Annotated in this window: 27 protein-coding genes; all 27 read right to left on the bottom strand. The window is 41.1% G+C overall.

Annotated features, from left to right (window positions below; all coding sequences use genetic code 11):
* Positions 1-63 precede the first annotated feature (63 nt).
* Positions 64-558: a chemotaxis protein CheW gene (locus BCU84_RS15785; protein ID WP_102529032.1), complete on the bottom strand. Its 495-nt coding sequence runs from the start codon at positions 556-558 to the stop codon at positions 64-66.
* Positions 559-566: 8 nt separating this feature from the next.
* Complete coding sequence (locus tag BCU84_RS15780) at positions 567-1640, bottom strand: chemotaxis protein CheW (protein WP_102529031.1); 1074 nt, start codon at positions 1638-1640, stop codon at positions 567-569.
* The gene (locus tag BCU84_RS15775; protein WP_102529030.1) at positions 1624-2415 is read right to left on the bottom strand and encodes a ParA family protein; all 792 of its coding nucleotides are present in this window, start codon (positions 2413-2415) and stop codon (positions 1624-1626) included. Before BCU84_RS15775 ends, BCU84_RS15780 begins: the two co-directional genes overlap by 17 nt.
* A 30-nt stretch (positions 2416-2445) precedes the next feature.
* Entirely contained in the window at positions 2446-2910 is a 465-nt protein-coding gene (locus BCU84_RS15770; RefSeq protein WP_241906459.1) for a membrane anchored protein in chemotaxis locus, read from the bottom strand.
* Positions 2903-4081: a chemotaxis response regulator protein-glutamate methylesterase gene (locus BCU84_RS15765; protein ID WP_102529029.1), complete on the bottom strand. Its 1179-nt coding sequence runs from the start codon at positions 4079-4081 to the stop codon at positions 2903-2905. The genes BCU84_RS15770 and BCU84_RS15765 overlap by 8 nt, the downstream gene beginning before the upstream one ends.
* 24 nt (positions 4082-4105) lie before the next feature.
* On the bottom strand, positions 4106-6367 hold the full coding sequence (locus tag BCU84_RS15760; protein WP_102529028.1) for a chemotaxis protein CheA: 2262 nt from the start codon (positions 6365-6367) through the stop codon (positions 4106-4108).
* Positions 6368-6383: 16 nt separating this feature from the next.
* Entirely contained in the window at positions 6384-7121 is a 738-nt protein-coding gene (locus tag BCU84_RS15755) for a protein phosphatase CheZ (RefSeq protein ID WP_102529027.1), read from the bottom strand.
* Between the two features lie 14 nt (positions 7122-7135).
* On the bottom strand, positions 7136-7519 hold the full coding sequence (gene cheY, locus BCU84_RS15750; RefSeq protein ID WP_080916243.1) for a chemotaxis response regulator CheY: 384 nt from the start codon (positions 7517-7519) through the stop codon (positions 7136-7138).
* A gap of 43 nt (positions 7520-7562) precedes the next feature.
* Complete coding sequence (locus tag BCU84_RS15745) at positions 7563-8282, bottom strand: RNA polymerase sigma factor FliA (protein WP_102529026.1); 720 nt, start codon at positions 8280-8282, stop codon at positions 7563-7565.
* Positions 8275-9156 (bottom strand): MinD/ParA family protein, encoded by an 882-nt coding sequence (locus tag BCU84_RS15740; RefSeq protein ID WP_102529078.1) that lies wholly within the window; start codon positions 9154-9156, stop codon positions 8275-8277. The genes BCU84_RS15745 and BCU84_RS15740 overlap by 8 nt, the downstream gene beginning before the upstream one ends.
* A gap of 4 nt (positions 9157-9160) precedes the next feature.
* On the bottom strand, positions 9161-10546 hold the full coding sequence (gene flhF, locus BCU84_RS15735; RefSeq protein WP_102529025.1) for a flagellar biosynthesis protein FlhF: 1386 nt from the start codon (positions 10544-10546) through the stop codon (positions 9161-9163).
* A gap of 30 nt (positions 10547-10576) precedes the next feature.
* Positions 10577-12676 (bottom strand): flagellar biosynthesis protein FlhA, encoded by a 2100-nt coding sequence (gene flhA / locus BCU84_RS15730; protein ID WP_102529024.1) that lies wholly within the window; start codon positions 12674-12676, stop codon positions 10577-10579.
* Positions 12677-12792: 116 nt separating this feature from the next.
* Positions 12793-13923 carry a flagellar biosynthesis protein FlhB gene (gene flhB / locus BCU84_RS15725; protein WP_102529023.1) on the bottom strand — a complete coding sequence of 377 codons (1131 nt, stop codon included), beginning with the start codon at positions 13921-13923 and terminating at the stop codon, positions 12793-12795.
* Positions 13924-13930: 7 nt separating this feature from the next.
* Positions 13931-14737 carry a flagellar biosynthetic protein FliR gene (gene fliR, locus BCU84_RS15720; RefSeq protein ID WP_102529022.1) on the bottom strand — a complete coding sequence of 269 codons (807 nt, stop codon included), beginning with the start codon at positions 14735-14737 and terminating at the stop codon, positions 13931-13933.
* Positions 14738-14741: 4 nt separating this feature from the next.
* Complete coding sequence (gene fliQ, locus BCU84_RS15715; RefSeq protein WP_102529021.1) at positions 14742-15011, bottom strand: flagellar biosynthesis protein FliQ; 270 nt, start codon at positions 15009-15011, stop codon at positions 14742-14744.
* Positions 15012-15023: 12 nt separating this feature from the next.
* Positions 15024-15770 carry a flagellar type III secretion system pore protein FliP gene (fliP, locus tag BCU84_RS15710; protein ID WP_102529020.1) on the bottom strand — a complete coding sequence of 249 codons (747 nt, stop codon included), beginning with the start codon at positions 15768-15770 and terminating at the stop codon, positions 15024-15026.
* Between the two features lie 5 nt (positions 15771-15775).
* Positions 15776-16216, bottom strand: coding sequence for a flagellar biosynthetic protein FliO (fliO, locus tag BCU84_RS15705; protein ID WP_102529019.1), 441 nt, complete (start codon positions 16214-16216; stop codon positions 15776-15778).
* Between the two features lie 33 nt (positions 16217-16249).
* The gene (gene fliN, locus BCU84_RS15700) at positions 16250-16639 is read right to left on the bottom strand and encodes a flagellar motor switch protein FliN (RefSeq protein ID WP_102529018.1); all 390 of its coding nucleotides are present in this window, start codon (positions 16637-16639) and stop codon (positions 16250-16252) included.
* A gap of 6 nt (positions 16640-16645) precedes the next feature.
* On the bottom strand, positions 16646-17671 hold the full coding sequence (gene fliM / locus BCU84_RS15695) for a flagellar motor switch protein FliM (RefSeq protein WP_102529017.1): 1026 nt from the start codon (positions 17669-17671) through the stop codon (positions 16646-16648).
* Positions 17672-17698: 27 nt separating this feature from the next.
* The gene (gene fliL, locus BCU84_RS15690; RefSeq protein WP_102529016.1) at positions 17699-18223 is read right to left on the bottom strand and encodes a flagellar basal body-associated protein FliL; all 525 of its coding nucleotides are present in this window, start codon (positions 18221-18223) and stop codon (positions 17699-17701) included.
* A 98-nt stretch (positions 18224-18321) separates the two neighbouring features.
* Positions 18322-19908 carry a flagellar hook-length control protein FliK gene (locus BCU84_RS15685; RefSeq protein ID WP_102529015.1) on the bottom strand — a complete coding sequence of 529 codons (1587 nt, stop codon included), beginning with the start codon at positions 19906-19908 and terminating at the stop codon, positions 18322-18324.
* Between the two features lie 232 nt (positions 19909-20140).
* Positions 20141-20587, bottom strand: coding sequence for a flagellar export protein FliJ (fliJ, locus tag BCU84_RS15680; RefSeq protein ID WP_102529014.1), 447 nt, complete (start codon positions 20585-20587; stop codon positions 20141-20143).
* On the bottom strand, positions 20587-21924 hold the full coding sequence (gene fliI / locus BCU84_RS15675) for a flagellar protein export ATPase FliI (protein WP_102529013.1): 1338 nt from the start codon (positions 21922-21924) through the stop codon (positions 20587-20589). Before fliI ends, fliJ begins: the two co-directional genes overlap by 1 nt.
* Entirely contained in the window at positions 21893-23011 is a 1119-nt protein-coding gene (gene fliH / locus BCU84_RS15670; RefSeq protein ID WP_102529012.1) for a flagellar assembly protein FliH, read from the bottom strand. The genes fliI and fliH overlap by 32 nt, the downstream gene beginning before the upstream one ends.
* A gap of 85 nt (positions 23012-23096) precedes the next feature.
* Entirely contained in the window at positions 23097-24143 is a 1047-nt protein-coding gene (fliG, locus tag BCU84_RS15665; RefSeq protein ID WP_102529011.1) for a flagellar motor switch protein FliG, read from the bottom strand.
* On the bottom strand, positions 24133-25827 hold the full coding sequence (fliF, locus tag BCU84_RS15660) for a flagellar basal-body MS-ring/collar protein FliF (RefSeq protein WP_102529010.1): 1695 nt from the start codon (positions 25825-25827) through the stop codon (positions 24133-24135). The genes fliG and fliF overlap by 11 nt, the downstream gene beginning before the upstream one ends.
* Before the next feature lie 34 nt (positions 25828-25861).
* Positions 25862-26203, bottom strand: coding sequence for a flagellar hook-basal body complex protein FliE (gene fliE, locus BCU84_RS15655; protein WP_102529009.1), 342 nt, complete (start codon positions 26201-26203; stop codon positions 25862-25864).
* Positions 26204-26375 lie beyond the last annotated feature (172 nt).

Raw genomic sequence — 26375 nt, 5'->3', positions numbered from 1 at the left:
AAGGTATTAAAACACAAAAGCCAGCAAAAAATAATGCTGGCTTTCATCGACAATCAAAAATCATTATAACTGGGTAATTTCAGCCCATTCATCATCTGATAATAACTTGTCTAAATCGACCAAAATCAATAGTTCGTTATCTCGATTGCTTACACCTTGGATAAACTTAGCACTTTCTTCAGTACCGACATTTGGCGCATTATCAATCTCTGAACGGCGTAGATAAACCACTTCAGCAACACTATCGACTAAAATACCGATAACTTGTTTTTCAGCTTCAATGATCACAATTCTTGAGGAATCATCAACCTCTGCTGCATCTAATCCAAATCGTGAACGAGTATCAATGACGGTAACGACATTACCACGAAGATTAATAATACCTAGTACATATAAAGGTGCACCTGGCACTGGCGCTATTTCGGTATAACGTAACACTTCTTGAACTTGCATTACGTTAATACCATAGGTTTCATTATCTAGCTTAAATGTCACCCATTGTAGTACTACATCTTCTTTACCTGCAGCAACTGCTGCAACATTTCTTGAGTCTGTCATAAATAACCTCAGTCAATCGAATCTTGACAACCTAATCCTGCATCTAGCATTTCGATAAGCGCTTGCACGTTCAAAATACCACACATTTGTTCTTTTACTACACCAGCAAGCCAAGGGCGCTTACCAGGTTTTTCACGCCAATTTACGTGTGATTTATCTATTCTTACTGCATTCACCAAGGATTCGCATGCGAGCCCCCAGTTACTGTCTTCAAGCATCACTAGATATTGATAATCTATACTGTCAGCCAATTCTTGAGTATATTTTTCAGGCATTACCCAGCGGCAACTATCAACAACATTCACTTTCTGTTCACGTCGAGTTTGCACACCTAAAAACCAATTAGGGCGGCCAATCAAATGATTTATATGTTCTATTTTAACAATACCACCCAAACTTACCAATGGTACAGCTAGGGTTAACCCCGCAACATTGAAAAATAAAACTTGAAACTCATCATCCAGGACATCTTGTAAATTTCCCGTAATACTGGGTGGTACTGATGATTTCTGTTGTTCTTCAACATTAAGCTCAACTTCACTGACATTAACTTCAGCTTTATCAAAGCTTATATCGGCTGATATTTCAGGTTCTTTATTGTTTTGCGAAGATATAATTTTAACGTCATCAACCGCTGACTCTTGAACAACGGCTTTCTCAAGTTGCAATCTAACCTGCTGAGCTTTTAATTTAATCTCATCTTGAACTTGTTGCGCCGACTTATCAGACGCCGCAGAATCGATTTCGCCGATGTGTATAGACTTGCTTTCAGGTTGCTTAACTTCTGGCTTTGACACAGCCGACAACAATTTGGAAAGTGCAGCTTTATCGACTTGAGGCTCAGCAAACGCTTTTTTGACTTCTTGCTGCTGAGGAGCTACTTTTTTAACCACCGCACCCAAGCTATTATTTATATGCGGTTTTTTGAATGTTTTACTGTGTTGTTTTTTTAAACTAACCGAATTACTGTTCGACGCTATTGGTGCTGGCTTATCTTCAGCCGGCGTTTGAACCTCTTTAGTGGGCTCTTGTAGTAGAACAGAGAAAAAATCAAAAACAGTCTCGTCAACCGATTTTGACATGCTTAAACTCCTTCGCGAGCAAGAAATCCAATAAACGGTTGTACGCCTTCATACCACGTGAGCTTGGGAAAAAGTGAGATACGGGCACATGAGCTAAACTGGCATCCCTAAACTTAGTATCCACAGGAATAACATCAGGCCATAAGGTATCAGGATAAGTTTCTTCTAAGGACTTAAGGGCTGTAGGTGAAGCTTTTGTGCGTCGGTCAAACATCGTTGGCAAAATAGTAAAACTATAAGAGGTTTTTTTAGAACGCCCCATTAACCCCATTGTTTTTACCATACGCTCTAAGCCTTTAATCGCTAAAAACTCTGTTTGCACAGGAATGATAATATGCTGACTAGCCGCAAGTGCATTAACCATTAATACGCCTAATATCGGCGGGCAATCAATAATGGCAACATCATATTTATCTTCAAGCAATGAGGTGACATTGCGAAGTACCAATCCCATTCCTTCTTGATGTCCCAATGCTCTATCAAGTGTCGCTAAAGCCATGGTAGCAGGAATTAAATCTAGCCCATCAATTGATGTAGGCACGATGTGTTTCTCAACACCTTCTAGTGTAAGGTTTTTATGAGCCAGGAATATGTCATAAAGTGAGCTGGGAACTTGCTCTGAATCAATACCGAGATAATAACCCAGTGAAGCATGAGGGTCAGTATCAATCATCAATACCCTCTTCCCACGCTTAACTAATGCACCTGCAAGACTGGCCACTGTCGTGGTTTTTCCCACACCACCTTTTTGATTAGCTATTGTCCAAACTTTCAAATCACGCCTCGCCACTCAATATTAATCGCACTATTTATTTTTATTAGCGGTGTCAGTTTCTCGGGTGGTTACCCTAATGCCACCATGTGGCAATGTAATAACTTTTACACCTTGTGCATTTTCAGTGACAGCTTGACTTGAAAGTGCAGGATTTAATGCTTGTTGACTCGTTGAAGAGTTTTCAACAGTATCAGAACTCATTAACTCGGTGCCAGGGCCAAATGCCATAGTGATATCTTCACCTTTTGCGGCTCTGGCGGCCATCGCTTTGGTTTGTCCAGGATATTTAGCTAACCAATTCGCGATTTGTTCTGCTTGTTCATCCGGTACCATTAACAATACTTGGGATGCTTTTAATTCAATAACTTCTGCATTAAGTTCGCGGTTTTTTTTCGCTAAATCAAAATATAAACTCGCTAAGCACACCACTGCAATAACCAATAAAAACACCAGCAACATTTGCTGTGTCGTCATTGATTGTTTTACTCTAGCCACGAGCAGTCTCTTTTATAATCGCTTCTGCCATATTTTCTAATGCAATTGAATGACTAGAAATACCCGCTGATGCGACGGCTTGAGGCATGCCATATACAACACAACTGGCTTCATCTTGAGCCCAAATAGTTGCCCCTGCAGTTTTTAACATTCTAGCACCTTCGCGTCCATCTGCACCCATGCCAGTTAGCACAACCGCCATAACACCACTACCAAAAGCTTTTGATGCTGATGCAAAAGTAATGTCTACACTGGGTTTATAGTTCATATCAGCATTGCCGGCGATGACTTTTAAGCGACCTAAGCTAGCGCTTTTTTCAACCATTAACTGCATTCCACCTGGCGCTAAATAGGCACAACCAGGCTTAAGCATATCCCCTGTTTGGGCTTCTTTTACATTAATTTTGCATAAGCTGTTCAGTCGACTCGCAAAGGCTGGTGTAAATGCAGCAGGCATATGTTGAATCAATAATATGGGGTGTGGGTAATTTGCAGGAAAAGCTGTCAGAATTTTTTGTAACGCTACAGGGCCACCCGTTGATGTGCCAATCAATAAAGCTTTGTATTTCTTGCCGCTCGCCCGAATCGAAGCTACTGAAGCAGTATTTCCCTGATTCGTCGTCGAATTAGCAGTAGATAACTTGGGAGTGATTGATGATTTAAGTGTCGAATTCGCACCACTCAGATTCGAATTAGTCAGTCTTGACGCTGATGAGCTTGTCGTTGAAGTTCCTAGCGAAGATGGGGTAGTTCTCGCCACTGGTTTAAATAGACGACGACGACCTAGTGCTTTAACCCTTTGCTGTAAAAGCTTAATCGCATCATCTTTATTTGATGCGATATCTTCAAAACGTTTCGGTAAAAAGTCTAATGCGCCCGCATCCAATGCATCAAGCGTTGCTTGTGCACCGTCATGGGTTAATGAAGAAAACATCAGTATTGGAGTCGGATTGGCAGCCATGATTTTACGAACGGCAGTAATACCGTCCATAACAGGCATTTCAATATCCATAGTAATAACTTGAGGTTTCAATTGAGCAGCCATATCAACAGCTTCTTGACCATTGAAGGCAACACCCACAACTTCTAAGTCAGGATCTTGATTAACAATCTCACTGACTCGTCGTCTAAAAAAACTCGAATCATCAACAACTAAAACTTTAGTAGCCATTTAATTCCTTAAATAATGGAACTTTTACTTCTTACTTTTAGCGTAATATTTTAATAAGCCTGGCACATCTAAAATCAGTGCAATACCGCCATCAGAAGTAATTGTTGCTCCAGCCATACCTGGCGTACCTTGCAACATGCTTCCCAGAGGTTTAATTACCACCTCTTCTTGTCCTATCAGTGCATCAACCACAAAGCCAATTTGCATGGTCCCAAGTTGCACAATTACTACATGCCCTTGCTTTTTATCACCATGAATAAAGTTAGTTTTATTTCGATGTAACCACTGCTCAAGATAAAATAGCGGTACGGCTTTATCACGAACGATAACGGTTAATTGTCCATCTACTACATTTGTTTTAGTTAGATCGAGGTGGAAAATTTCGTTAACGCTTGAAAGAGGTAAAGCAAATACCTGCTTAGCAACATCTACCATTAGAGTCGGCATAATTGCTAATGTGAGTGGAACTTTAATCTCTAAGATTGTTCCCTTGCCCTGAACGGAATCAATATGAACAGTACCATTAAGCTGGGTGATACGGGTTTTAACCACATCCATCCCAACACCACGACCTGAAATATCTGAAATTTCTACTTTAGTAGAGAAACCAGGAGCAAAAATTAGATTATAAGCTTCGTTATCCGTCATGCGTGCAGCTGAATCTTCGTCTAACACGCCACGACTGATAGCAATTTCTTTTAATTTGTTGGCATCCATACCTGCGCCATCATCTTCAATTTTTAGTAGAATATGATCGCCTTCTTGGCTGGCTGATAAGGTAATGGTACCAGTTCTTGGCTTGCCATTCGCTTCACGGGTAATCGGCATTTCAATACCGTGGTCTACTGAGTTTCTAACTAAGTGAACCAATGGATCAGCGAGTGCTTCGACAAGGTTTTTATCAAGGTCGGTGTCTTCACCAACCATGATCAAATCAATTTCTTTATTGAGCGTACGTGCCAAATCTCTGACAACGCGAGGGAAGCGACCAAACACTTTCTTGATTGGTTGCATTCGTGTTTTCATTACAGCGCCTTGAAGGTCTGCTGTCACTAAATCTAAATTTGCCAACGCCTTAGACATCTCTTCGTCATCACGAGAAATACCTAAACTCACCAAACGGTTACGCACCAATACTAGCTCACCAACCATATTCATAATTTGGTCTAAGCGAGATGTATCAACACGAACCGTAGTCTCACCTTGTGGCATTGCATTTTGTGTTTTCGCAGGTTCTGCTTTTTTCGCAGCGGGCACAGCTTTAGATGCAGGTTCTGGCGCTTTTGCAACTGGCGCTTTACTTGCTGGCGCTTTATTAACTGGAGCTTTAGCTACAGGAGCTGGTGCTTTGGGCTCAGCTTTAGCAGGTTCACTTGGTGGGCTGGCTTTAGGTTTACTTGCCTCGACAGGCGGCGTGACCGCTGCTGGTGCAGAACCTTTACCGTGTAACTCATCAAGTAGTTTTTCAAATTCATCATCAGTAATGTCATCAGCATCGACTTTTGGCTCTTCAGCTACTGCTGCAGGCTCATTCTTTGCTGTCGTTGACTGAAATCCACCTGAACCATGTAGCTCATCAAGAAGCGCTTCAAATTCATCATCGCTAATTTCATCGCTAGCAGCACTGTCATTGGTAGGACTTGTGGCATTTACTGTCACACCTGCAACAGGTTCGTCATTGACTGATGTTGGGCTTTTCCCTTGTCCATGTAATGCATCAAGTAAAGCTTCAAACTCACTTTCATCAATATCATCAATGCTACCTGAAGTTCCTGCATCGGAGACAACTTCAGCTTCAGCCGCTGCAACAGGTTGTTCGATAATGGCTTCAATGAACTCTTCCACAACTTCAGGTTCAGTCTCAACAACTGTCTCAGAGATTTCAGAAGGAAGAGGCGCACCAGAACTCAAAAGCTTAAGCTTTTCAAGTAAAGCGGGATCAGCATCATCTTGCGGCTGGCCTTGCTGAGTTTGCTCAAACATACTATTGATAGCATCAACAGCTTGGAGAATGATATCCATTAACTCTGCGTTTACTTGACGCTTACCGGTTCTCAGTAAATCAAAGGTATTCTCTGCTTCATGACAAACGTCGACCATAGGGCCCAAGCTTAAAAAACCTGCACCACCCTTTACTGTGTGGAAACCTCTAAAAATAGCATTAAGTAAATCAGCATCATCAGGATTATTTTCAAGAGCGACGAGTTGCTCTTGTAGAAGCTCTAAAATTTCACCAGCTTCAATCAAAAAGTCCTGGAGTATCTCTTCATCAACATCAAAAGACATTAAATTTGACTCCTAATTAGAAACCCAGACTTGATAGCAGATCATCAACTTCATCTTGGCCTGTTACCACGTCTTCACGGGTTTCAGCATTCAAGATGGGACCTTCTGCTTCAATTTTATTGTCATCAACGACCCGTGTTGAGTCTGCTGCGCTTTCGCCAAAAATAGTGAGCATGGAGACTAAATTGCTCTCAACTTCTCTGACTAAATCAATAACACGACGGATCATTTGGCCAGTTAGATCTTGGAAATCTTGCGCCATCAAAATTTGATTGAGCAATTCCTTTAATCTACCTGAGTCATGCTCGCTATGAGACATGATATGTTGAACCTCATGACACAGAGATTTAAATTCGCTTAACGCGATGTCTCTACGCATCAATTTGTCCCACATGGGTGTGACCGATTGAATGTTATTAATTATTGTATCGGCCAAAGGTAAACATTCTTCAACTGCATCCATAGTTTTATTTGCAGCTTGCTCTGTCATATCGATAACAAAGTTTAATCTTTCTTTTGCGTCAGGTATTTCAGTATTGGCAAGTTCGGCTAAACGGGTATCAATTTGGAACTCATTTAATGAACTATGAAGTTGACGTGTCAACTTTCCGACTTCATCAAATAAATCCCGCTGAAGAGGCGCTGATAAGTCACGAATGACTTCATCAGCTTGTTCTTGTTGGCCATCTTCAAGCAGTTTTACGAGTTGCTTTGCTTGTTCAAGGTCGATCAGCCCTGATATTGCTGCCTGCATAACTTATCCTTAGCTTATGCTAAACGTTCAAATATTTTATCGAGTTTTTCTTTTAACGTTGCAGCAGTAAACGGTTTTACTACGTAACCATTCACACCCGCTTGCGCTGCAGCAATAATCTGTTCGCGTTTTGCTTCTGCAGTTACCATTAACACGGGTAAATGCTTGAGTGAATCATCAGCACGAATCGCCTTAAGCAAGTCAATACCTTGCATGCCTGGCATATTCCAGTCAGTTACAACAAAATCAAATTCGCTTTTTTGTAACATTGGTAAGGCGGTTGAGCCATCATCTGCTTCTTGGGTATTGTTGAATCCCAAGTCTCGCAACAAGTTCTTGATGATACGTCTCATTGTTGAAAAGTCATCAACAATAAGAATCTTCATATTCTTGTCCAAGGTTTCCTCCGGTGAGCTCATACACTGTGCTCTATATTAATAATTATACCTGTGTCCAATGCTTGAGTTTGCCTTTAAGACGCAGCATTGCCTGACTTAATATCTGGCTAACACGCGACTCGCTGACCTCAAGAATGGCACCGATTTCTTTTAAATTTAATGCTTCGTCATAATATAGCGACAAAACTAACGCATCTCTTTCGGGTAATGTTGTAATTGCTTCAGATAGTGCTGATTTAAATTGCATTTCAGCAAGTGACTCAAAGCTCTCATCAGGAGTAGACTCTGCTGTTACAATCACATCTTCAGATACACCAAGATCTTCAATCCCGATGATCTTCCCCACTGAAACATCATTTAGAATATGATGATACTCTTCAAGAGTCATCTCTAATTTTTCAGCAATTTCAATATCTTTTGCATCACGGCCGAGCTCTTGTCCTAATTCATCAATAACCTGGGCAACACGACGTTGGTTACGATGTACAGAACGAGGAACCCAATCACCTCGGCGGATTTCATCAATCATTGAACCACGAATTCGGATGCCAGCAAAGGTTTCAAATTTAGCCCCTTTACTGCCATCAAACTTCGATGATGCTTCCAATAACCCCATCATCCCTGCTTGTAATAAGTCATCCAATTGCACTGATGCTGGCAGCCTTGCCAACATATGATGAGCAATTCTTTTTACCAACGGAGCATACTGTTCAACAATTGAAGTTTTATTATCAAACTGAGTATACGCAGCGGCTTTATTCACTCGTTGAATCCTCTTGTTGATCTTTACGTTGAACTAATCGTTCGACAAAGAACTCAAGATGGCCGCCTGGCTGTTGAGGAACAGGCCAGCTCATAATTTTATTCGCTAAACCATGATAAGCAATCGCTGCAGGTGACTTAGGAAAAGCTTCGACAACCAATTTTTGTTTACGAACTGATTTTCTTAAATTTTCGTCAAATGGAACCGTAGCAACTAATTCTAAAGCGACATCCAAGAATCTATCAGTCACTTTACTGAGTTTGGCAAATAATTCCATGCCTTCGCGCAAACTTCTGACCATATTAGCCACAATTTTAAAACGAAACACGCCATGTTCACGACTTAGGATTTTAATTAAGGCGTAGGCATCGGTTATTGATGTCGGTTCATCACAAACAACAATCAACACATCTTGTGAGGCACGGGAGAAACTCAGCACCATATCCGATATACCGGCAGCGGTATCGACAATTAAGATATCGAATTGAGTTTTCATTTCACTGAAGGCGCGAATTAAGCCGACATGCTGAGCTTGTGTAAGCTCGACCATGGCTTGAGTCCCTGAAGTGGCAGGCACAATGCCAATACCTTTAGGGCCACGGACAATAATATCGTCCAACTCTGCTTCGCCAGAAAGTACATGGGATAAATTGCGTTCTGCTCGAATACCTAGCATCACATCAACATTTGCTAAGCCTAAATCGGCATCGAGTACTAACACTCGTTTACCTTTTTCAGCGAGCGCAACAGCGGTATTAATAGACACACTGGTTTTACCCACGCCGCCTTTGCCGCCACTGACTGCAATTACTTTTACTTTATCGTTATTTGGTTGATTCATCATACGTAAACCACTTGCTTGATCTCTGGTCATATTGTTACTCGAATGCATAGGCCATGTCATTTGACCACGCAGTGTCATGTGACGTTTGAGGTTTGGTGTCGTTTAATGCTGCTAACGCTTGTTTTGCGAGCATAAGCGTATCAGCAACTTGCATATCTTCTGGAACACGTTGACCATCTGTTATATAGCTTAATGGTAACCCATTTTGAATCAATACACTTAATGCGCCAGCAATCGAAACCGATTCATCTAATTTGGTCAAAATCACCCCTGATAATGGGATTCTTTTAAAATGCTCAACAGCATCTTGTAACACTCTTCTTTGAGAGGTTGCAGACATGACTAGATAACTTCTAATCGGTATTCTTGTATTTGCCATTAAATCATCTAACTGCTGATAAAGGCGCATATCACGCTGCCCCATCCCAGCTGTATCTATTAATACTAACTTACGATTCTTAAACTGGTAGAGAATTTGTTCTAATTCAGCAAGATCGTGAGCTTGTTTTACTGGACATCCCATTATTTTGCCATAAGTTGCCAATTGCTCATAGGCTCCAATACGATAATGATCTGTAGTTATGAGTGCAACCTGTTCTGGACCATGATGTGCTGCAAATCTTGCCGCTAATTTAGCCAGCGAAGTCGTCTTACCAACACCTGTTGGACCAACAAATGCCACCACGCCACCAGTACGAACAATATCATCACCTTGGTTATCTAATAAGTTCGCTAAACTCTGAGGTAACGCTCTCACTAAATCTGCAGGCGTATATTGCTGACTTAAGCCTGCCAATTTCGCCGCTACAGCAGGAGAAAACTCTGCATTAATTAATTTACTTTCTAGCATTGCCCCAACTGGGTCAGTGCGCTTTTTCTGGTCTTTCATTAACGAAGAGACTTGATGAGTTAACAACCCACGCAAAGAGGCCATTTCTTCTCGCATTGCTTCAATTTCAGCAGACTGACTTTTATTCGATGTTCTTGGTTGAGCAAATTGCTGTTGTTCAATTTTAGGCTCAACTTTCGCTGTTTTTGTATCTTGTAATTGTTTGGCCCAATCTGGTAACTCAGGCTCTTCGACTCGCTGCGACATTTGCTGTTGCAAACGATTATGCTGCTTTTCGAGTAACGCTTGCAGTGAATCAGCTGCAGGAGGTGGGCTTACCTTAGTTTGCGCTTTCACTGTTGGCTTATTTTGCCCTAGTGAGACTTGATCATCACTGACATTCATAAAACCAGGTACAGGTGAATTTACAGCGACGTCCGCTTTAGGTTCATCGTAGTCAACTGCCGCAACGATTTCTATTCCACCCGTTACTTTTTTATTCGACATAATAACGGCATCAGATCCCAAGGTTTCTTTCACTTGAGCTAATGCTGAACGCATGTCTTTGGCAAAAAATCGTTTAATTTTCACTACGCACCTCTTTCAAACAGAAAGTCATCGCTATTGCCCTACCGCAGATACTATGCGTATTTGCTTTTCATCAGGTATTTCTTGGTAAGAAATAACCCGTAAATTCGGGATAGTATATTTAACAAATCGTGACAGCGTTGACCTTAGCATACCTGATGTCAATAAAATGGCTGGTTGTCCAACCATTTCTTGCTTCTGAGAAGCGTCTAATAATGACTTCTGCATGCGTTCTGCAAGGCCTGGTTCGATATTTGGCCCTTCACCGCCTGTCGCCTGCATAGACTTGTGCAACATCTGTTCCAACTCTGGTGCCAATGTAATGACAGGTATCTCTAATTCAGGCCCAGATATTTCTTGAACAATCATTCTCTTCAATGCAATACGCACTGCAGCGGTTAATACTTCTGTATCATTACTCTTTGTACCGTATTCTAACAGGGTTTGCACAATTGTGCGTAAATCACGGATAGAAACACCTTCATTTAGAAGGTTTTGCATCACTTTAACCACAGAACCCAATGGCATAATATCTGGAATAAAGCCATCAACTAACTTAGGCGAGTTTTTACCTAACATATCCATTAACTGCTGTACTTCTTCATAACCCAGTAATTTAGCCGCATTGTTAGTCAATAGTTGGCTGATATGGGTCGCGACAACTGTTGCCGTGTCTACCACGGTATAACCTAAGGTTTGAGCATGTTCGCGCTGCTCTGGCGCTATCCACACAGCTTCTAATCCAAATGCAGGATCTGTTGTTTCAATGCCATCAAGCTTGCCATACACTTGCCCAGGATTGATCGCGAGTTCACAGTCATGGCGAACTTCAGCCTCTCCAACCACGACTCCCATTAACGAAATACGATAACAGTTAGGTGATAAATCAAGGTTGTCGCGAATATGCACCGCTGGTACTAAGAAACCTAATTCTTGTGATAATTTCTTACGTACACCTTTAATACGACCTAAAAGCTCACCACCTTGACCTTTATCCACTAACGGAATAAGGCGGTAACCTACTTCAAGCCCGATAGTATCGACATGTTGAACGTCTTCCCAGCTGAGTTCTTTAGGCTCTGCATCCTTAATTTCTGCTGGGCTTTTAACCGCTTGCTCAAGCGCTGCGGTTTTGTTGTCATTATTTCGCTTATAAATCATATATGCAGCAAAGGCTGTAATAAAAGCGAACGTTAAGAATGCAAAATGAGGCATTCCAGGCACGATACCCATGACAAACAATACGCCTGATGCAATCGCCATTGACTTATGGCTGACAAACATCTGGCTTATCATCATGCCGCCCATATCACCCGATTCATTTTGACGGGTCACCATCAATGCTGCAGCGATTGATAACAGTAGCCCAGGGATTTGAGCGACTAAGCCGTCACCAATGGTCAATAAAGTGTAGATTTCAACAGCACTGGAAAAATCCAATCCATGTTGAACCATACCGATCACAAAACCACCGAGAATGTTAATCACCAAAATCATGATACCCGCAATGGCATCACCTTTAACAAATTTTGATGCACCATCCATCGCACCGTAAAAGTCAGCTTCTTTAGTCACTTCAGCGCGGCGTACGCGAGCTTGATCTTGCGTTAATGTGCCAGCATTTAAATCGGCATCAATTGCCATTTGTTTACCTGGCATGGCATCCAATGTAAAACGGGCGCTCACTTCAGAAATACGCCCAGCACCTTTGGTAACAACGGCAAAGTTGATGATAATAAGAATCAGGAAAACCACTAAACCTACAGCGTAGTTACCACCAATAACCACAGAGCCGAAGGCTTCAATGACTTTACCTGCGGCATCACCACCGTTATGACCTTCCAATAACACGATTCGGGTTGAGGCAACATTTAGTGCCAATCTAAGTAGCGTTGCGACTAACAGAACGCTGGGGAATGCGGCAAAATCTAATGGTCTATCAGAATAAATAGCGACAAGCAGTACAACGAGTGCTAAAGCAATGTTGAATGAAAACAAGATGTCCAACAAAAAGGCAGGCATGGGCAAAACCACCATACCGAGTGCTGCAAGTACTAATAATGGCGTACCTATACCTTTAAAAGTACTTAATCTAACTTGTTTAACTTGACCTAATGCTGCTTTTACATCCATCAGTAGGAAACCTTTATAGTAATATTCTTGACGCTGACACCAGTAAAATGCAATTACTAAGCCAAAAGAATAGTTTCAAAAGGGCCGCGGGGTTAATTGAAGGTTTTGTAAACGATTTAGTGTTTTAAATCATCAGGGATAGGTTGATTGATTGGCACGGGCTTAGGTCGCTTGCCCCTACCTTTTTGATACTGCTTGAGCTGGAATACATATGCCAAAATTTGTGCGACTGCAGTGAATAACCCTTCAGGCACTTGTTGGTCAATTTTCGTCGTATGGTATATAGCACGTGCTAAAGGTGGCGCCGACACAATCGGCACTTCGTGCTCTCTGGCAATTTCACGAATTTTAAATGCGACATCATCGATGCCTTTCGCAATTAAAAAAGGCGCAGCTGACTGACTAACATCGTATTTAACCGCTACAGCATAATGTTCAGGGTTAACCACAATAACATCTGCATTTGGTACTTCAGACATCATCCTTTTGTTGGCCATCTCGTGCTGCATTTGTCTAATTCGACCTTTTACTTCAGGTTTACCCTCAGTGTCTTTGTATTCATCTTTGACTTCTTGCTTGGTCATTTTCAATTGTTTATTGTGATTCCATATTTGAAATGGCACATCAATCACCACAATAAATAGCATTGAAGAACATAACAGAATAAACATCCATACTAACAACTCTAGTGCATGGTAAACGTTGCCAGGTAGATGATCTGTCGAGAGAGTCATTATCTCAAAGAAGTAAAAACTCAATAAAAAATAGGCTGATACAGCCACTACAGCAAATTTAGCGATGCCCTTGGTCAACTCAACTAGAGCTTGTGTACCAAACATTCGCTTAAATCCTTTAGCAGGATTCATTTTACTGCCTTTGGGCATAAAAGCTTTAACTGAGAACGTCATACCACCCAGAATGATATTACCGATAAAAGCAATTAAGGCGAGAAATGCAATAAAACTGATGAGTGGAAAAGCAAGCTCATTGCCAACCACTCCCCAAACCAGAAACATTGAGTTGGTATCAAATATTTGATCCCGCTCCATGGTCAATATTTGTGTCATGATAGTGTGCAGACTTCGGGCAAGATTAGGCCCAACGATTGCGAACCCTACAGCTGATGCTAATAAAACAGCCGCTGTACCTAACTCTTTAGAGCGTGCCACCTGTCCTTTTTCACGCGACTGTTGCAGTCGCTTGGCGGTGGGGTCCTCTGTGCGTTCTTGACCTGTATCTTCTGCCATCAGTAACCTACTGAGTTAATGAGCCGTCAATTTGACAGGTCAATTGCAAAATATCACACATCAATAATTGGCCTCGCAGCCAAACCTCATCGAAATGAGACATGATGGGCCCTAATGTAAGCCACAAAATCAATAACCCGCTTACCATTGTTACCGGGAAGCCAATGGCAAAAATATTCAGTTGAGGCGATGCGCGCGTCATCACACCAAATGATAAGTTAATCAGCAGTAATGCGACGATTGCTGAAATCGACATCGTTAACGCCGCACCAAACATATAACCACCAAACTCTGCTAATTTTCGGTAATTAGTAATGCTAAAACCCTGATTTGAAATGGGGATAGTATCGAAACTAGCCACCAGCATTTTAAACATCAACAAATGTCCATCAACGGCGAGAAAAATCAACGTAGCCAGTAATAAAAAGAAATTACCTACAACTGGTGTTTGCTGACCTGAACTAGGATCGACCATAGAGGCAAAACCTAAACTGGTTTGCATACCAATAATCTGCCCCGTTAGTACAAAGGTTTGCATCACTAAAATTGTCACAAACCCCATAGCAGTACCTATGAGTATTTGCTGCGCAGAAATGAATACAGCACTTAATGAGAACAACTCGATAGGATCAACGGGTGCTGGAAGTACAGGTGCTACGGCAACAGTAATCGCAACAGATAAAAACAAACGGACTCTTGCTGGGGTGGTATTGGCACCAAAAACGGCCATAACCATTAACATTGAAGATATTCTAAATAACGGCCAAACATATGCGGCTATTGTTCGACTGATTTCTTCAAATAAAATTTCCACAGGACTAACCTATCACCTGAGGGATCATATTCACCATAGTGTAAAAAAAATCCATCATGGTTTGCACTAGCCAATGGCCAAGAAACATCAACGAAAATAGCGTAGTTAATAATCTAGGAAGGAAACTTAATGTCTGTTCATTGATTGAAGTTGCGGCCTGAAATACAGCCACAATCAGACCTATAAATAAGCCAGGTAAAATAATTGCCGATACAATCAGGACAATTACAGATAACGCTTCACGAAAAATATCAATCAGTGACTCTGGTGACATCAGTAACGCTCCCTATCTACCAAAACTGTTTGCCAGCGTTCCTAACACCAATCCCCAACCATCAACCAATACAAACAGCATTATTTTAAATGGGAGTGACACAATCATCGGCGACAACATCATCATACCCATTGCCATTAAAATACTCGCAACCACTAAATCAAGAACTAAAAATGGCACAAATAACATAAAGCCAATTTGGAATGCAGTTTTTAATTCACTGGTAATAAAAGCAGGTACCAATACACTCATTGGCGCTTGTTCTGGCGACGCAATATTGGTGTAGCCGGAAATTTCAATAAAGGTTTCTAAATCTGTGGTTCTGACTTGAGATAACATAAATGCACGCAGCGGCTCTTTACCGACTTCATAGGCTTGCTGCATTGTTAAAGATTCATTGATATAAGGCTCTACAGCTCGATCGTAAATTTGATCAAATACTGGCGCCATAATAAAGAATGTCATGAACATACTCATACCAATGAGTACTTGATTAGATGGTGTTTGCTGTAACCCCAAAGCTTGACGCAAAATAGATAGCACTACAATGATCCGCGTAAACGAAGTGAGCATTATCACCATTGCAGGGATAAAACTCATTGCCGTCATCAGCAGCAATATTTGCATTGTTACAGAATACTCAGTACTACCATCAGCACCGGTTGAAACCGTAACGGCTTTTAATATTCCATCTTCAGCAAAACTCAATGGCGTAAAAAAAACAGCGGCAAATAAGACTAACACTATCCACTTTTTCATTATTGCTATTCCTTAGCCTGCTCTTTTTCTTGTTGACTGGCTTGCTGTTTGGCTTGCTTTAACCTGCTAGCAAAAGACGTCGTTTCGACATTAACAGCCGTATCGAGCTTTTCAATCAAATTCACTTGCTGGGCAGTAACGCCGAGTAAATACTGCTGCCCTTCTAATTCAATCAAAACAATTTTTTCTTTTTGCCCTAAAGGGGTCATCGCAACAGTTTTTATCACCCCCTGATTTGATTGAACCAAGTTAAGCTTTTTAACGATATAAGCTAATACAAAAATAATGGCGATAACAAGGATCAGCCCCCCCATCATGCTTGATAACGCAGCGATATTCGATGTTTCAGCACCACGGATAGCTATTTCTGAATTGGCTGATTCTGAATTTGACGCTTCAGTGACAGCAGAACTTGCCACCACTAATAGACTAACTGCATTTAGCACAAATGAACCCTTCACTGATAATTTGAAATTATTTTATTTTAGCTTTTTGATTCGTTCAGTTTGACTAATGACATCAGTTAAACGAATACCGAACTTATCATTGACCACAACCACTTCACCATGAGCAATTAAAGTGCCGTTTACCATTACATCTAGAGGTTCGCCTGCCACTCGGTCTAATTCCACTACTGAACCTTGGTTCAACTGCAGTAAATTACGAATACTGATAAAACTGCGCCCGACTTCCATCGAGATTGTCACAGGAATATCCATGATGCTATCAAGCTTATCAGCTTCTGCTTGAGAAATAGGGCTTGACTCATCTACGAGCTCGTCGAGTTCTACTTGTTCGGCAACATTGGCCTCTTCAAGTGCTTGCTCTGCCATTGCCGCAGCCCAATCGTCAGTATCATCGCTCATCATGTCACCTTATAATTCTGAAATATCACGCGCTTTACCTTTGCGCGTAATTAACTGTAGTTCTGATTTAGCGGTCTCAGGACGAGGAATTTTCTCGCTGATCTTCAACGCTAAGTTATCTCTAGATTTGCCTAATTTACATCGATAAGTGGGTAAATCCTCAATTCGCATCATGATGTGCTCAGGTAATTCAATCGGTATAACATCCCCTGCTTTGAATTCCATAACATCACGAAGTTTGACTTCATGCTCAATGATGTTGGCATCAATACCGACTTGCACATCCATAATTTCATCACGTAAGGCTTGTCCCCAACGCATGTCAGTATCTTGCTTATCACTTTGAACACCCGCATCAAGTAACTCACGGATAGGTTCAATCATTGAATAAGGCATAGTGATATGAAAATCACCACCGCCTCCATCAACTTCAATATGGAAAGAATTAATCACCACAACTTCTGTTGGACTAACAATGTTTGCCATTGCCGGGTTGACTTCTGAATCTAAATACTCAAATTCAACATCCATGACTGGAGCCCAAGCATCTTTATAATCTTCAAAAATAATTTTCAGCAATAATTGAACAATACGTCTTTCTGTTGGCGTAAATTCACGGCCTTCAATTTTTGCATGAAAACGACCATCACCACCAAAGAAGTTGTCTACCAAAATAAAGACTAAACGCGCCTCCATGGTAATCAGGGCAGTCCCTTTAAGTGGGCTAAAACGCACCATATTAAGACTAGTAGGAACAAATAATGTATGGACATATTCGCCAAACTTAAGCATTTGTACGCCATTAATTGACACTTCAGCAGCTCTGCGCATCATATTAAACATACTAATTCGTAAATGGCGGGCAAAACGCTCATTGACAATTTCCAGCGTCGGCATTCGTCCACGAACGATGCGGTCTTGAGAGGAGAAATCATAGACACGAGTATCTTCACCGTCGTTAATGTCATCCTCATCAACATCATCGACTCCGTGAAGCAGCGCATCAATTTCGTCTTGGCTTAATAAATCACTCACATTATCACCTTGTCTTATTCACTGGTGTTATTGCATCACAAAACCAGTAAATAGTACTTTTTCTACTATTTTGCGGCCAGCTACAGGTTGTAGTGTATTTTGCACATTAAGTAGCGCTAATTGTCTTAGTTCATCCTTACCAGCCTGAGTACTTAGCTTTTGTACATCAGCAGCACTAAACGTGGTTAATAAAGCATCTTCAATTAATGGAATATGCATTTTCGCAGTTTGACCATCATCGCCACGTACCATCAATTGTACTTTTATTTCCACTAAGCGAGCTCGATCAACCCCAGGAAGGTTAAACAAAAATGGCCTCGGCATGCCAACATAATTAGCCTTGCCTTTTTTAGATTCATCAACTTCGGCTTCTGCTGAAGTTGCAGTACCAGGAGTTGCAGGAATTGACTCCTCATCGCCTCCTAGAAAAAATAATGCTGCGCCTGCAATCAGACCAATAACGACGACACCGATAGCAATAAAGATAATCAGCTTTTTCTTACTTTTAGGTTGGTTTTCTGTTGTTAACTCTAGAGATTCTTCTTCAGCCATCATTTATTCCATTTTATGTGCTGCCACATTGGTAATAATCTCATCTCAATTATTACAGGGCTTTGACTGCATTAACGTAATGGCTATAGATTACCGACTTAGACGTAATAATCTATAGCTGAATTGCTACTCTTTGCATGTTTTGTAGCAATCTCGAGTTCTTGTGCTGAAATTTCATCCAGCATATTCTCGCCACTGCTGTTTTGTTCATCATACTCGGATTTTTTCTGGCTTTCGCCATCTTGAGATACTTGGCTGTCTGCAAGTTGTAATCCTTCCTCAGCCAGCATTTCTCTCAATTTTGGAATCGCTTGCTCAATGAGGTCTTTTGTCTGAGATTGAGCTACTTGAAACTGCACTTGAGTTTGCTCACCGTTAACTTGAACTTTTACTACCATGTGCCCAAGCTCGGCAGGATCTAGACGAATTTCAGCATGCTGAACGCCTTGCCCAACCATAGTGATAAGTTGTTGTTTCATTACAGGTGCAAATTTTTGAATCATATCCTGCATTTGCACTACGGACTCAGCCCCTTGACGTAACGAAAGTTGGAATTGAGGTACATCACTTTTGTGCTGTGGTGTAAAACTGCTTTGATTTTGTAGTGCTTTTACATCTATCGTTTCACTCTCTTGCCCTAGTTCAGCAAGTGTTGATTGACTTGAGTTAGCTGCTGCATTAACCATGGCATTATTAAAGGCGACTTTGGAGGTTGGTTTATCTAATGCCACACTTATCTCGGCTTTACTAAGATTCACAGGGGCACTTTCTTTATCTTCGTTCTTAGCTAGTTTATTCGTATCAGCTATGACTTTTGAATCAGCCACAACTTTCTCAGCATTGGCAACCTGAGCTGAAGCGGCAATATTGTTAGCTGTATCAGTGGCATTCGCAGTACTTTGGACACTATTTGCGATATTAGATGTTGAGTTAGCAAGCTTAGCTTTTTCAGCAGTAATTAAATCAGCATTGGCCTCTGTAACAGGGATTGTTGCTGTCTGGTTATTGAGTTTCCCATCGATTAACAAAGGTAAGGCTTGGTTATCAGTGATGTTGATTTGTTGATTATAGCCATTAATTAGTTTGTTCAGTTCAACAGCACTTAAGGCGGCAAGATCTTGTTCACTCATCGAAGAAAATTGAGTCAATGCATCTAGTTGCTCAGTGTTCAGTGAACTTAAAAAAGAAGTGGTACTTATTTCGTTACCTAACTCTTTATCTAACTCTTTATCTAACTCTTTATCTAATTCTTCAATTCCTGCTTCTTTCGGCAAAACATCAACTGCGAGCTCATTAACCAATAAACCCTTTTCAATTGAATGCTGAGTCTCTTCAGTTAACACTAATTCGCTATCGGCTTGAGAAAGCGCTAACTCTGACAACTCAGATTCAAGCGGCAAGTCTTTGCCACTTTTTTCAATATCTGCCTGAGTATCGAAATTTTCAGCTAAATCTATTTGAGCAAAAATAAGGTCAACATCCGAACCTTCTGCCGATGGAGCATCGATACTTGCTGGTTGTTCATTAGTATTTAGACTGAGCTTAGTTTTATCTACATCCACTTGTGATGCTTGATTAAAGACAGATAAAAAAGACTGTTTATCATCGAGTTGCACGGTTCCTGAAACCTGCGAATTGGTGGTTTTGCCACTATTCCCCAATAAAATACTGCTCATTTGTTGCATAACAAACTCCACTCAACATCACTCATAACGAACCAATTGGTACAACAATCGGATCCTGATAACAGTCACAAAGCTGACACTTCACTAACTAACTCTATAAATAAGCAATTAAAATGCCAGCTTATTAGAATATTAGTTTTTAAGGTTATTTACTCTTTCATCGCAAGGTAACTATCAGACTGAAAAATGAAAGTTTTAGAGTCAAGTTTAAGCGTTAAGTTTAAGAAGATTTCTAGCGAGGTTTTTTACGGATGAATTGTTGCATCGCAAATTCATCCGATGCTTTTTGTTCACGTTTATTTGCAATTATTTGCGCTTTTAATGCATTTTTTTCTAGTAACATTTCCACAGCTTTACGTTTTTGCTGCTTTTCTTGCCAATGTACTTGGCGATAACCCGTTTGTTTTTCAGTTTCTTTTACTGCATTAACTTGTTGAATGAGCGCTTGATCGACTTGCTTAATAAATTCATGAAATGAATGGTATTCACTGGCACTTAAAGTTTTGCCTTGGGTTTCACCCATTTGCTTCATGTATTCAAGACGATAGTTATTCAGAGCATCTAGCTGACCTTGGCATTTTTGCTGCTCAAGCTGGGCAGACTTTAATTGCAAAGCAGCTTGCTCTTCAGCTTCTTTATTGATTTTTAATACTGTCAACAGAGGATCAGCGCGGCGCATTATTTACATTGGGCAGCGATTTGCCCCACCATAGTTTGGCTATCATTAAACGAGATAACATCTTTAAAGCCCTGTCTTAAAAATGCATTCATCGCAGGTTGTAACCTAATGGCATTGTCTATTCGCGGATCGCTACCTTGAGAATATGCTCCAATGGATATGAGGTCGCGATTTTGCTGATAGGTAGAATACATTTGCTTAACTAAACGCATCGATTCTAAATGTTCTGGCGCAATCACCATTGGCGCAACACGACTAATAGATTGTTCAATATCAATAGCTGGGTAATGACCAGAATCAGCAAGTGTGCGAGATAAAACAATATGACCATCAAGAATCGCTCTTGACGCATCTGCAATGGGATCTTGCTGATCATCACCTTCTGTCAGTACAGTATAAAAAGCAGTTATGGAACCTTGTCTAGGGCCTCCGTTACCTGCCCGTTCAACCAGTCTTGGTAATTTAGCAAATACTGATGGCGGATAGCCTTTTGTTGCTGGTGGTTCTCCAACAGCTAACGCCACTTCACGTTGTGCCTGAGCATAACGGGTTAAGCTATCCATCAATAATAAAACGTTGTACCCCAAGTCACGAAAGTATTCAGCTATACGAGTGGATGTTTCACAAGCACGAAGACGCATTAATGGCGAAGTGTCAGCTGGTGCGGCTACGACAACGGAGCGAGCCCGTCCTTCTTCACCAAGGATCTCTTCAATAAACTCTTTTACCTCACGACCACGCTCGCCCACTAGCCCTACAACAATAATGTCAGCAGTTGTCCCGCGAGTCATCATGCCTAATAGCACACTTTTACCCACACCAGAGCCAGCAAATAAGCCCATTCGCTGACCCTTACCCACTGTTAGCATGGCATTGATGGCCCTTACCCCTACATCTAAAGGTTCAGAAATGGCACGTCTAGCAAGTGGATTAATTGGTGGTGCATGACGAGAAGCTTGTTGATCTGTATTTAATGGCCCTAAGCCATCAAGTGGTGAACCACTGCCATCAAGCACTCTGCCCAACAAACTCAGTCCGACATTCAAACTTGACTGCTCACCTAATGGCCGCACTCTTGCCCCAGGTAGTACACCTCTTAATTCATCAACGGGCATTAAGTACAACAGCTCGTCATCGAACCCAACCACTTCGGCAACTAATTCACCCGCCATAGTTTCAATCGAGCATAAACTGCCCACAGGTGCTCTACAGCCTGTAGCTTCTAATGTTAAGCCCACAACACGCACTAACTGCCCACTGGCTACCGGCCTAAGTGGGCTGACTTTTTGACTTTGGTTTTTGAGTTTATTCAGTAACTGATGTTGACGGCTTTGCATTGTCTCGTACCTCATCAGTTTCTAAAATTTTGGATTGCTCGTCTGCACCATTTTCAATTGCTGTTGTGTTATGAAGGTCAACTGAAGAATCTGCAACTTGGAAACTTTGATCTTTTATAGATGATTCTTCTATCAATGGTTCATGACGAGTTGCTTCTTGCAGACTTGTATCATTCTCACTGATTTTTGAATCAGTCACTTCAGTAATTTGACTGCTTTCCGTCGTTAAGCTTGAAGATTGTCTTTCTGGTAAGTGATCCACGACCTCAGTCGTATATTGCGGATGTTCAGTTTTTATCGTTTGCACATTTGCTTGAATGCCAGAGGCTTGCTCGTGTAACTCTTGCAATACCTGACGCATTCTCTCTTCTACCCGCAAATCAACGCTTGAACGCATGCTATTGATAATACAATCACCTGGATTTAATGAAGGGTCAGCTTCAATGTCCCAATGATTTTTTTCTAATTGTGCATCGCTGTATAATTGCATCACTAAGGTAGCATCATCTGGATGCAGTCTGAGTTTAACCTGTTGCTCTTTAATCGGCAGGGAGTCAACACCTTGACGCAAGACTGATAAAATATGCTCAGGATGGGTTTTGAGTTCATGACCAACAATAGATTTAGCTAGGTTGATTGCTAACTGTAATACTTCTGCTTCAATTTCAGCATCAAGTAACATCAATGGTTGTTCGAATTGTTTTACCAATTGAGATAATTTCTCGAGCACTTCATTGACTTTAACTTGGCCAACTTCATAGCCTTGTTGTTCCCCTTGAGCAAAGCCTTCAGCGTGCCCGACTTCAAGACCTTCAAGTTTACCTTGTTCAAGACCTTGGCTGTGACCTGCTACTTTTCCTTGCTCAAACCCTTCCTGCTCAGCTTCAACTCTGATTTGTTCAATTTCTGCCATGGTTGGAGGTAGAAGCGGTTTTTCTTCTGATTTAGCAGGTGGGTTTTGGCTACCTAAGTGTCCAAATAAATTAGACGGAGAGTCTGTTTGATCTTCGGTGACATCAGGCAATTGCCAATGACTGAAATCTAAGTCATCATTTTCGATTGATTTATTGGTTTTAGATTCCGTCATGGATATGCCTAATTTCTACAGCGATTAATGGTTTTATATTGCAGCTAAACGGTAATGGCTTATGGATAAAATTATAATGATGGCATTATAAGAACTCTTCACCACCACCGCCACCAAGCATAATTTCACCACTATCACTTAAGCGACGAGCAATTGCGAGAATTTCTTTTTGGGCCACTTCAACTTCACTGATCCTAATAGGTCCCATTGCTTCAAGATCATCACGTAATAATTCACCGGCACGTTTAGACATATTACCGATAATTTTATCTGATAATTGGTCATCAGTGCCTTTTAATGCCTTCATCAGCACATCTTGCTGTACTTCTCTTAGTAAAACTTGAATTCCGCGGTCATCAACATCAATCAAGTTTTCAAATACAAACATAAGATCTTGAATTTGCTGAGCCATCTCTTCGTCTGATTCACGCATTGTTTCCATAATCTGGCTTTCAACGCCTGTATCTAAGAAGTTCATAATATTAGCAGCAGCTTTAAGTCCACCCATTTTCGCTGCTTGTGCGCCGCCTTGGCCTGCGAACTGTTTCTCCATAATATCATTCAATTCTTGCAATGCAGCTGGCTGTACTTCTTCTAAATTAGCAATACGCATCATCAGATCTAAGCGAGTATTTTCAGGAAACTGACTGAATATTTCTGCTGCCTGATCAGGTTCTAGATAAGATAAAACAATGGTTTGAATTTGCGGATGCTCATTTTGAATGATGGTTGCAACTTGACGTGCATCCATCCATTTTAATGAATCTAAGCCTTTAGCACCGCTACCCATGATAATTTGTTCAATTAAATTACCGGCTTTATCTTCGCCAAGTGCTGCTGTTAAGGCTTTTCTCACGAACTCTTCACTATTAAAACCAATAGACGAGAATTTTTGAATTTCTTCAAGAAATAACTTATGTACGCCAATGACTTTTTCTTGACCAAAGTCTTCCATGGCCGCCATAGACATACCGACTTTTTGAACCTGTTTTGGTTCCAAGTGTTTTAGTATTGAAGCCGCGTCAGCTTCACTTAGGCTTAACAGTAAAATAGCGGTCTTTTCAGTTCCCGTTAAATCATCTGGGTTAAACCCTTTAGTAGCCTCTGCTACCGCAACGTCATCATTTGCCATCGTCTTGTAACCAACTCTTAATTACTTGGGTAGAAAGTTCAGGTTCATTTGCCACTAATGCCCGTATTGACTTAATCATATCATCATCTTTATGAAGATTTGGGATTTGAATAGAGCCATCATCTGCATAACTATAATCAGCTTGCTGAGTATTGAGCATTCCGAGTGTATCTGCAGCATATTGATCTTCAATCTCAGCCAATTCATGACCTAAGCGAGCCTCTTCTGGCATTTCAACTTCATTGGCTTTCAGCAACTTATTCAACATTGGTCTGATAACAAATAAAATCAAGACTAATACCAATAATGCACCTAAAACCAGTCTTACCGCGCGCCAAAACCAAGGTTGCTCCCATAACTCAGGCTCAGGTAATGCTTCAATTAATTGATCCATAAATGGAACGGTAACCACTTCTAAAGTATCACCACGTTGGCTAGTAAAGCCCATAGCCCCTTCCAGTAAACGGCGAATATTCGTCAGCTCTTGTTCGGTTCTTGGCACTCTAGTGACCACACCATTTTCATCAACCGCACCTGGTTTATAATCAATCGCCACTGACACGCTGACTCGTCTTACTTGGCCAACTTGCTGACGTGTATGACTAATTGTGGTGTCTAACTCAAAGTTACGGGTCGCTTCACGGTGGCTGTCACCACTGACTGAGGTAGTTTCTGCTTCACCGACTTCTTGTGGGATGTTTGATTCCATTGGCGGTTGATTTGATAAAGCGCCAGGAATACCGCCCATTGATTGACCTGATGAATTACGTTCAATGGTCATTTCACTACGAATCGCAGGTAAATCAGGTGAAAAGCGTTTGGCCGTTTGTTCAACCGCAGTAAAATCCATGTTCACATCGACCTGAGAAGTAAAATTTTCAGGTCCTAATATCGGCATTAAAATCGATTCGACTTTATTACGATACTCAGCTTCTTTCTGTTGAACCAATTCTTGTTCGCGGCGCGCTCTAGATGATGCCGCATCTTGGCTGCCTGAATTTAATAAACGGCCATTAGAGTCAGTTACAGTCACTCTCGTTGGGTCTAAGCCCTGTACTGCTGAAGCAACAATATCGACGATAGAGTCAATTTCTTCTTGTCCTAAACTGCCTCGACGAACATTGACCACAACAGTTGCACTTGGTTTGGATTTATTGCGGGCAAAAACATTTTCTTTTGGCAAAGCTAAAATAACTTTAGCGCGAGTTACGCTATTTAGTTCTTCAATTACTCGGGCTAAATTGACTTCTTGGCTTTGCTTTAAGCGTGCTTGCTCCATTCGTTGGCTAACACCGAAGCCACTGTCTTTACTTAGGTAATCTGTTGGCTGGCTTGATGCTTCAACGCCTGCACGAGCTAGTAATAGTTTTACATTTTGATATTTGTCTTCAGGAATACTGACGACATCACCAGAAATTTTATAGGCAATTTTATTTTTATCCAAAACGTCCAACACTTGGATCATTTCGTTTGTTTCCATTTGACCTAACGGTCTGTACTCAGGCTCTTGCGCCCACATCATCATAAATACAGCCAATACCAAACAAACGGCTAATGCCAGAATCATAGTAATTTGACGCATAAAATCAGCACTACCAAAAGAACTCATCAAACCAGGTTTATTTTCCTGCTGAATCCCTGTGCTACTAGCGGTATCTGAATCTAATACGAGATCTGTACTCACAATAATTACCTACTTTCTAATCTGATAAAGAGGCCTAAACAGGCATGCTCATAATTTCTTTGTAAGCTTCGACAAGCTTATTTCTTACCTGTACTGTCGCTTCAAAAGCCACACCAGATTTTTCACGAGCAATAACGGTATCTGATAAAGTTACCGTAGAATCACCCATCTCTAAACGAGTGGCTAGATTAGCCGAGTTTTTCTGTAACTCTGTCACACCGCCAACAGCTTGAGAAAGCAATTCTCCGAAGTCTGCACCTGAAGTATTGCCTACTTTCTGGATCATATCCGGTTGGATAGGTGAGCGAAGATTAGGCGAGATTTCACCACGAAGTGATTGCATTTCTTGTAAGAAAGGATTCGAGCTAATCTGCATTGTAATCTCCTATTCGTCGGATATTTGACGACTAAAAACCAGTTACAATAGATTTAGCAAGTAGGATGCCAACAATAGAATTAACGCGATAGTTTGGGTGATTTTATTACTAATGGATGACTGTTTGACTAGCAAGTGAACAAGTAAACCTGATCGAAAGCCAAATCAGGTT

This window comes from Shewanella sp. 10N.286.51.B7 (assembly GCF_002873615.1).
GTDB classification, from domain to species: Bacteria; Pseudomonadota; Gammaproteobacteria; order Enterobacterales; family Shewanellaceae; genus Shewanella; species Shewanella electrodiphila.
Note: the sequence above shows the minus strand (reverse complement) of the source record. Positions and strands in the feature narration are given on the sequence as shown.

Coding starts and splice junctions, on each gene's coding strand:
- BCU84_RS15785 (WP_102529032.1), bottom strand. CDS start 558: ATGACAGACTCAAGAAATGTTGCAGCAGTTGCTGCAGGTAAAGAAGAT.
- BCU84_RS15780 (WP_102529031.1), bottom strand. CDS start 1,640: ATGTCAAAATCGGTTGACGAGACTGTTTTTGATTTTTTCTCTGTTCTA.
- BCU84_RS15765 (WP_102529029.1), bottom strand. CDS start 4,081: ATGGCTACTAAAGTTTTAGTTGTTGATGATTCGAGTTTTTTTAGACGA.
- BCU84_RS15760 (WP_102529028.1), bottom strand. CDS start 6,367: ATGTCTTTTGATGTTGATGAAGAGATACTCCAGGACTTTTTGATTGAA.
- BCU84_RS15755 (WP_102529027.1), bottom strand. CDS start 7,121: ATGCAGGCAGCAATATCAGGGCTGATCGACCTTGAACAAGCAAAGCAA.
- BCU84_RS15740 (WP_102529078.1), bottom strand. CDS start 9,156: ATGACCAGAGATCAAGCAAGTGGTTTACGTATGATGAATCAACCAAAT.
- flhA (WP_102529024.1), bottom strand. CDS start 12,676: ATGGATGTAAAAGCAGCATTAGGTCAAGTTAAACAAGTTAGATTAAGT.
- flhB (WP_102529023.1), bottom strand. CDS start 13,923: ATGGCAGAAGATACAGGTCAAGAACGCACAGAGGACCCCACCGCCAAG.
- fliQ (WP_102529021.1), bottom strand. CDS start 15,011: ATGTCACCAGAGTCACTGATTGATATTTTTCGTGAAGCGTTATCTGTA.
- fliP (WP_102529020.1), bottom strand. CDS start 15,770: ATGAAAAAGTGGATAGTGTTAGTCTTATTTGCCGCTGTTTTTTTTACG.
- fliN (WP_102529018.1), bottom strand. CDS start 16,639: ATGATGAGCGATGATACTGACGATTGGGCTGCGGCAATGGCAGAGCAA.
- fliL (WP_102529016.1), bottom strand. CDS start 18,223: ATGGCTGAAGAAGAATCTCTAGAGTTAACAACAGAAAACCAACCTAAA.
- BCU84_RS15685 (WP_102529015.1), bottom strand. CDS start 19,908: ATGCAACAAATGAGCAGTATTTTATTGGGGAATAGTGGCAAAACCACC.
- fliJ (WP_102529014.1), bottom strand. CDS start 20,587: ATGCGCCGCGCTGATCCTCTGTTGACAGTATTAAAAATCAATAAAGAA.
- fliI (WP_102529013.1), bottom strand. CDS start 21,924: ATGCAAAGCCGTCAACATCAGTTACTGAATAAACTCAAAAACCAAAGT.
- fliH (WP_102529012.1), bottom strand. CDS start 23,011: ATGACGGAATCTAAAACCAATAAATCAATCGAAAATGATGACTTAGAT.
- fliG (WP_102529011.1), bottom strand. CDS start 24,143: ATGGCAAATGATGACGTTGCGGTAGCAGAGGCTACTAAAGGGTTTAAC.
- fliE (WP_102529009.1), bottom strand. CDS start 26,203: ATGCAGATTAGCTCGAATCCTTTCTTACAAGAAATGCAATCACTTCGT.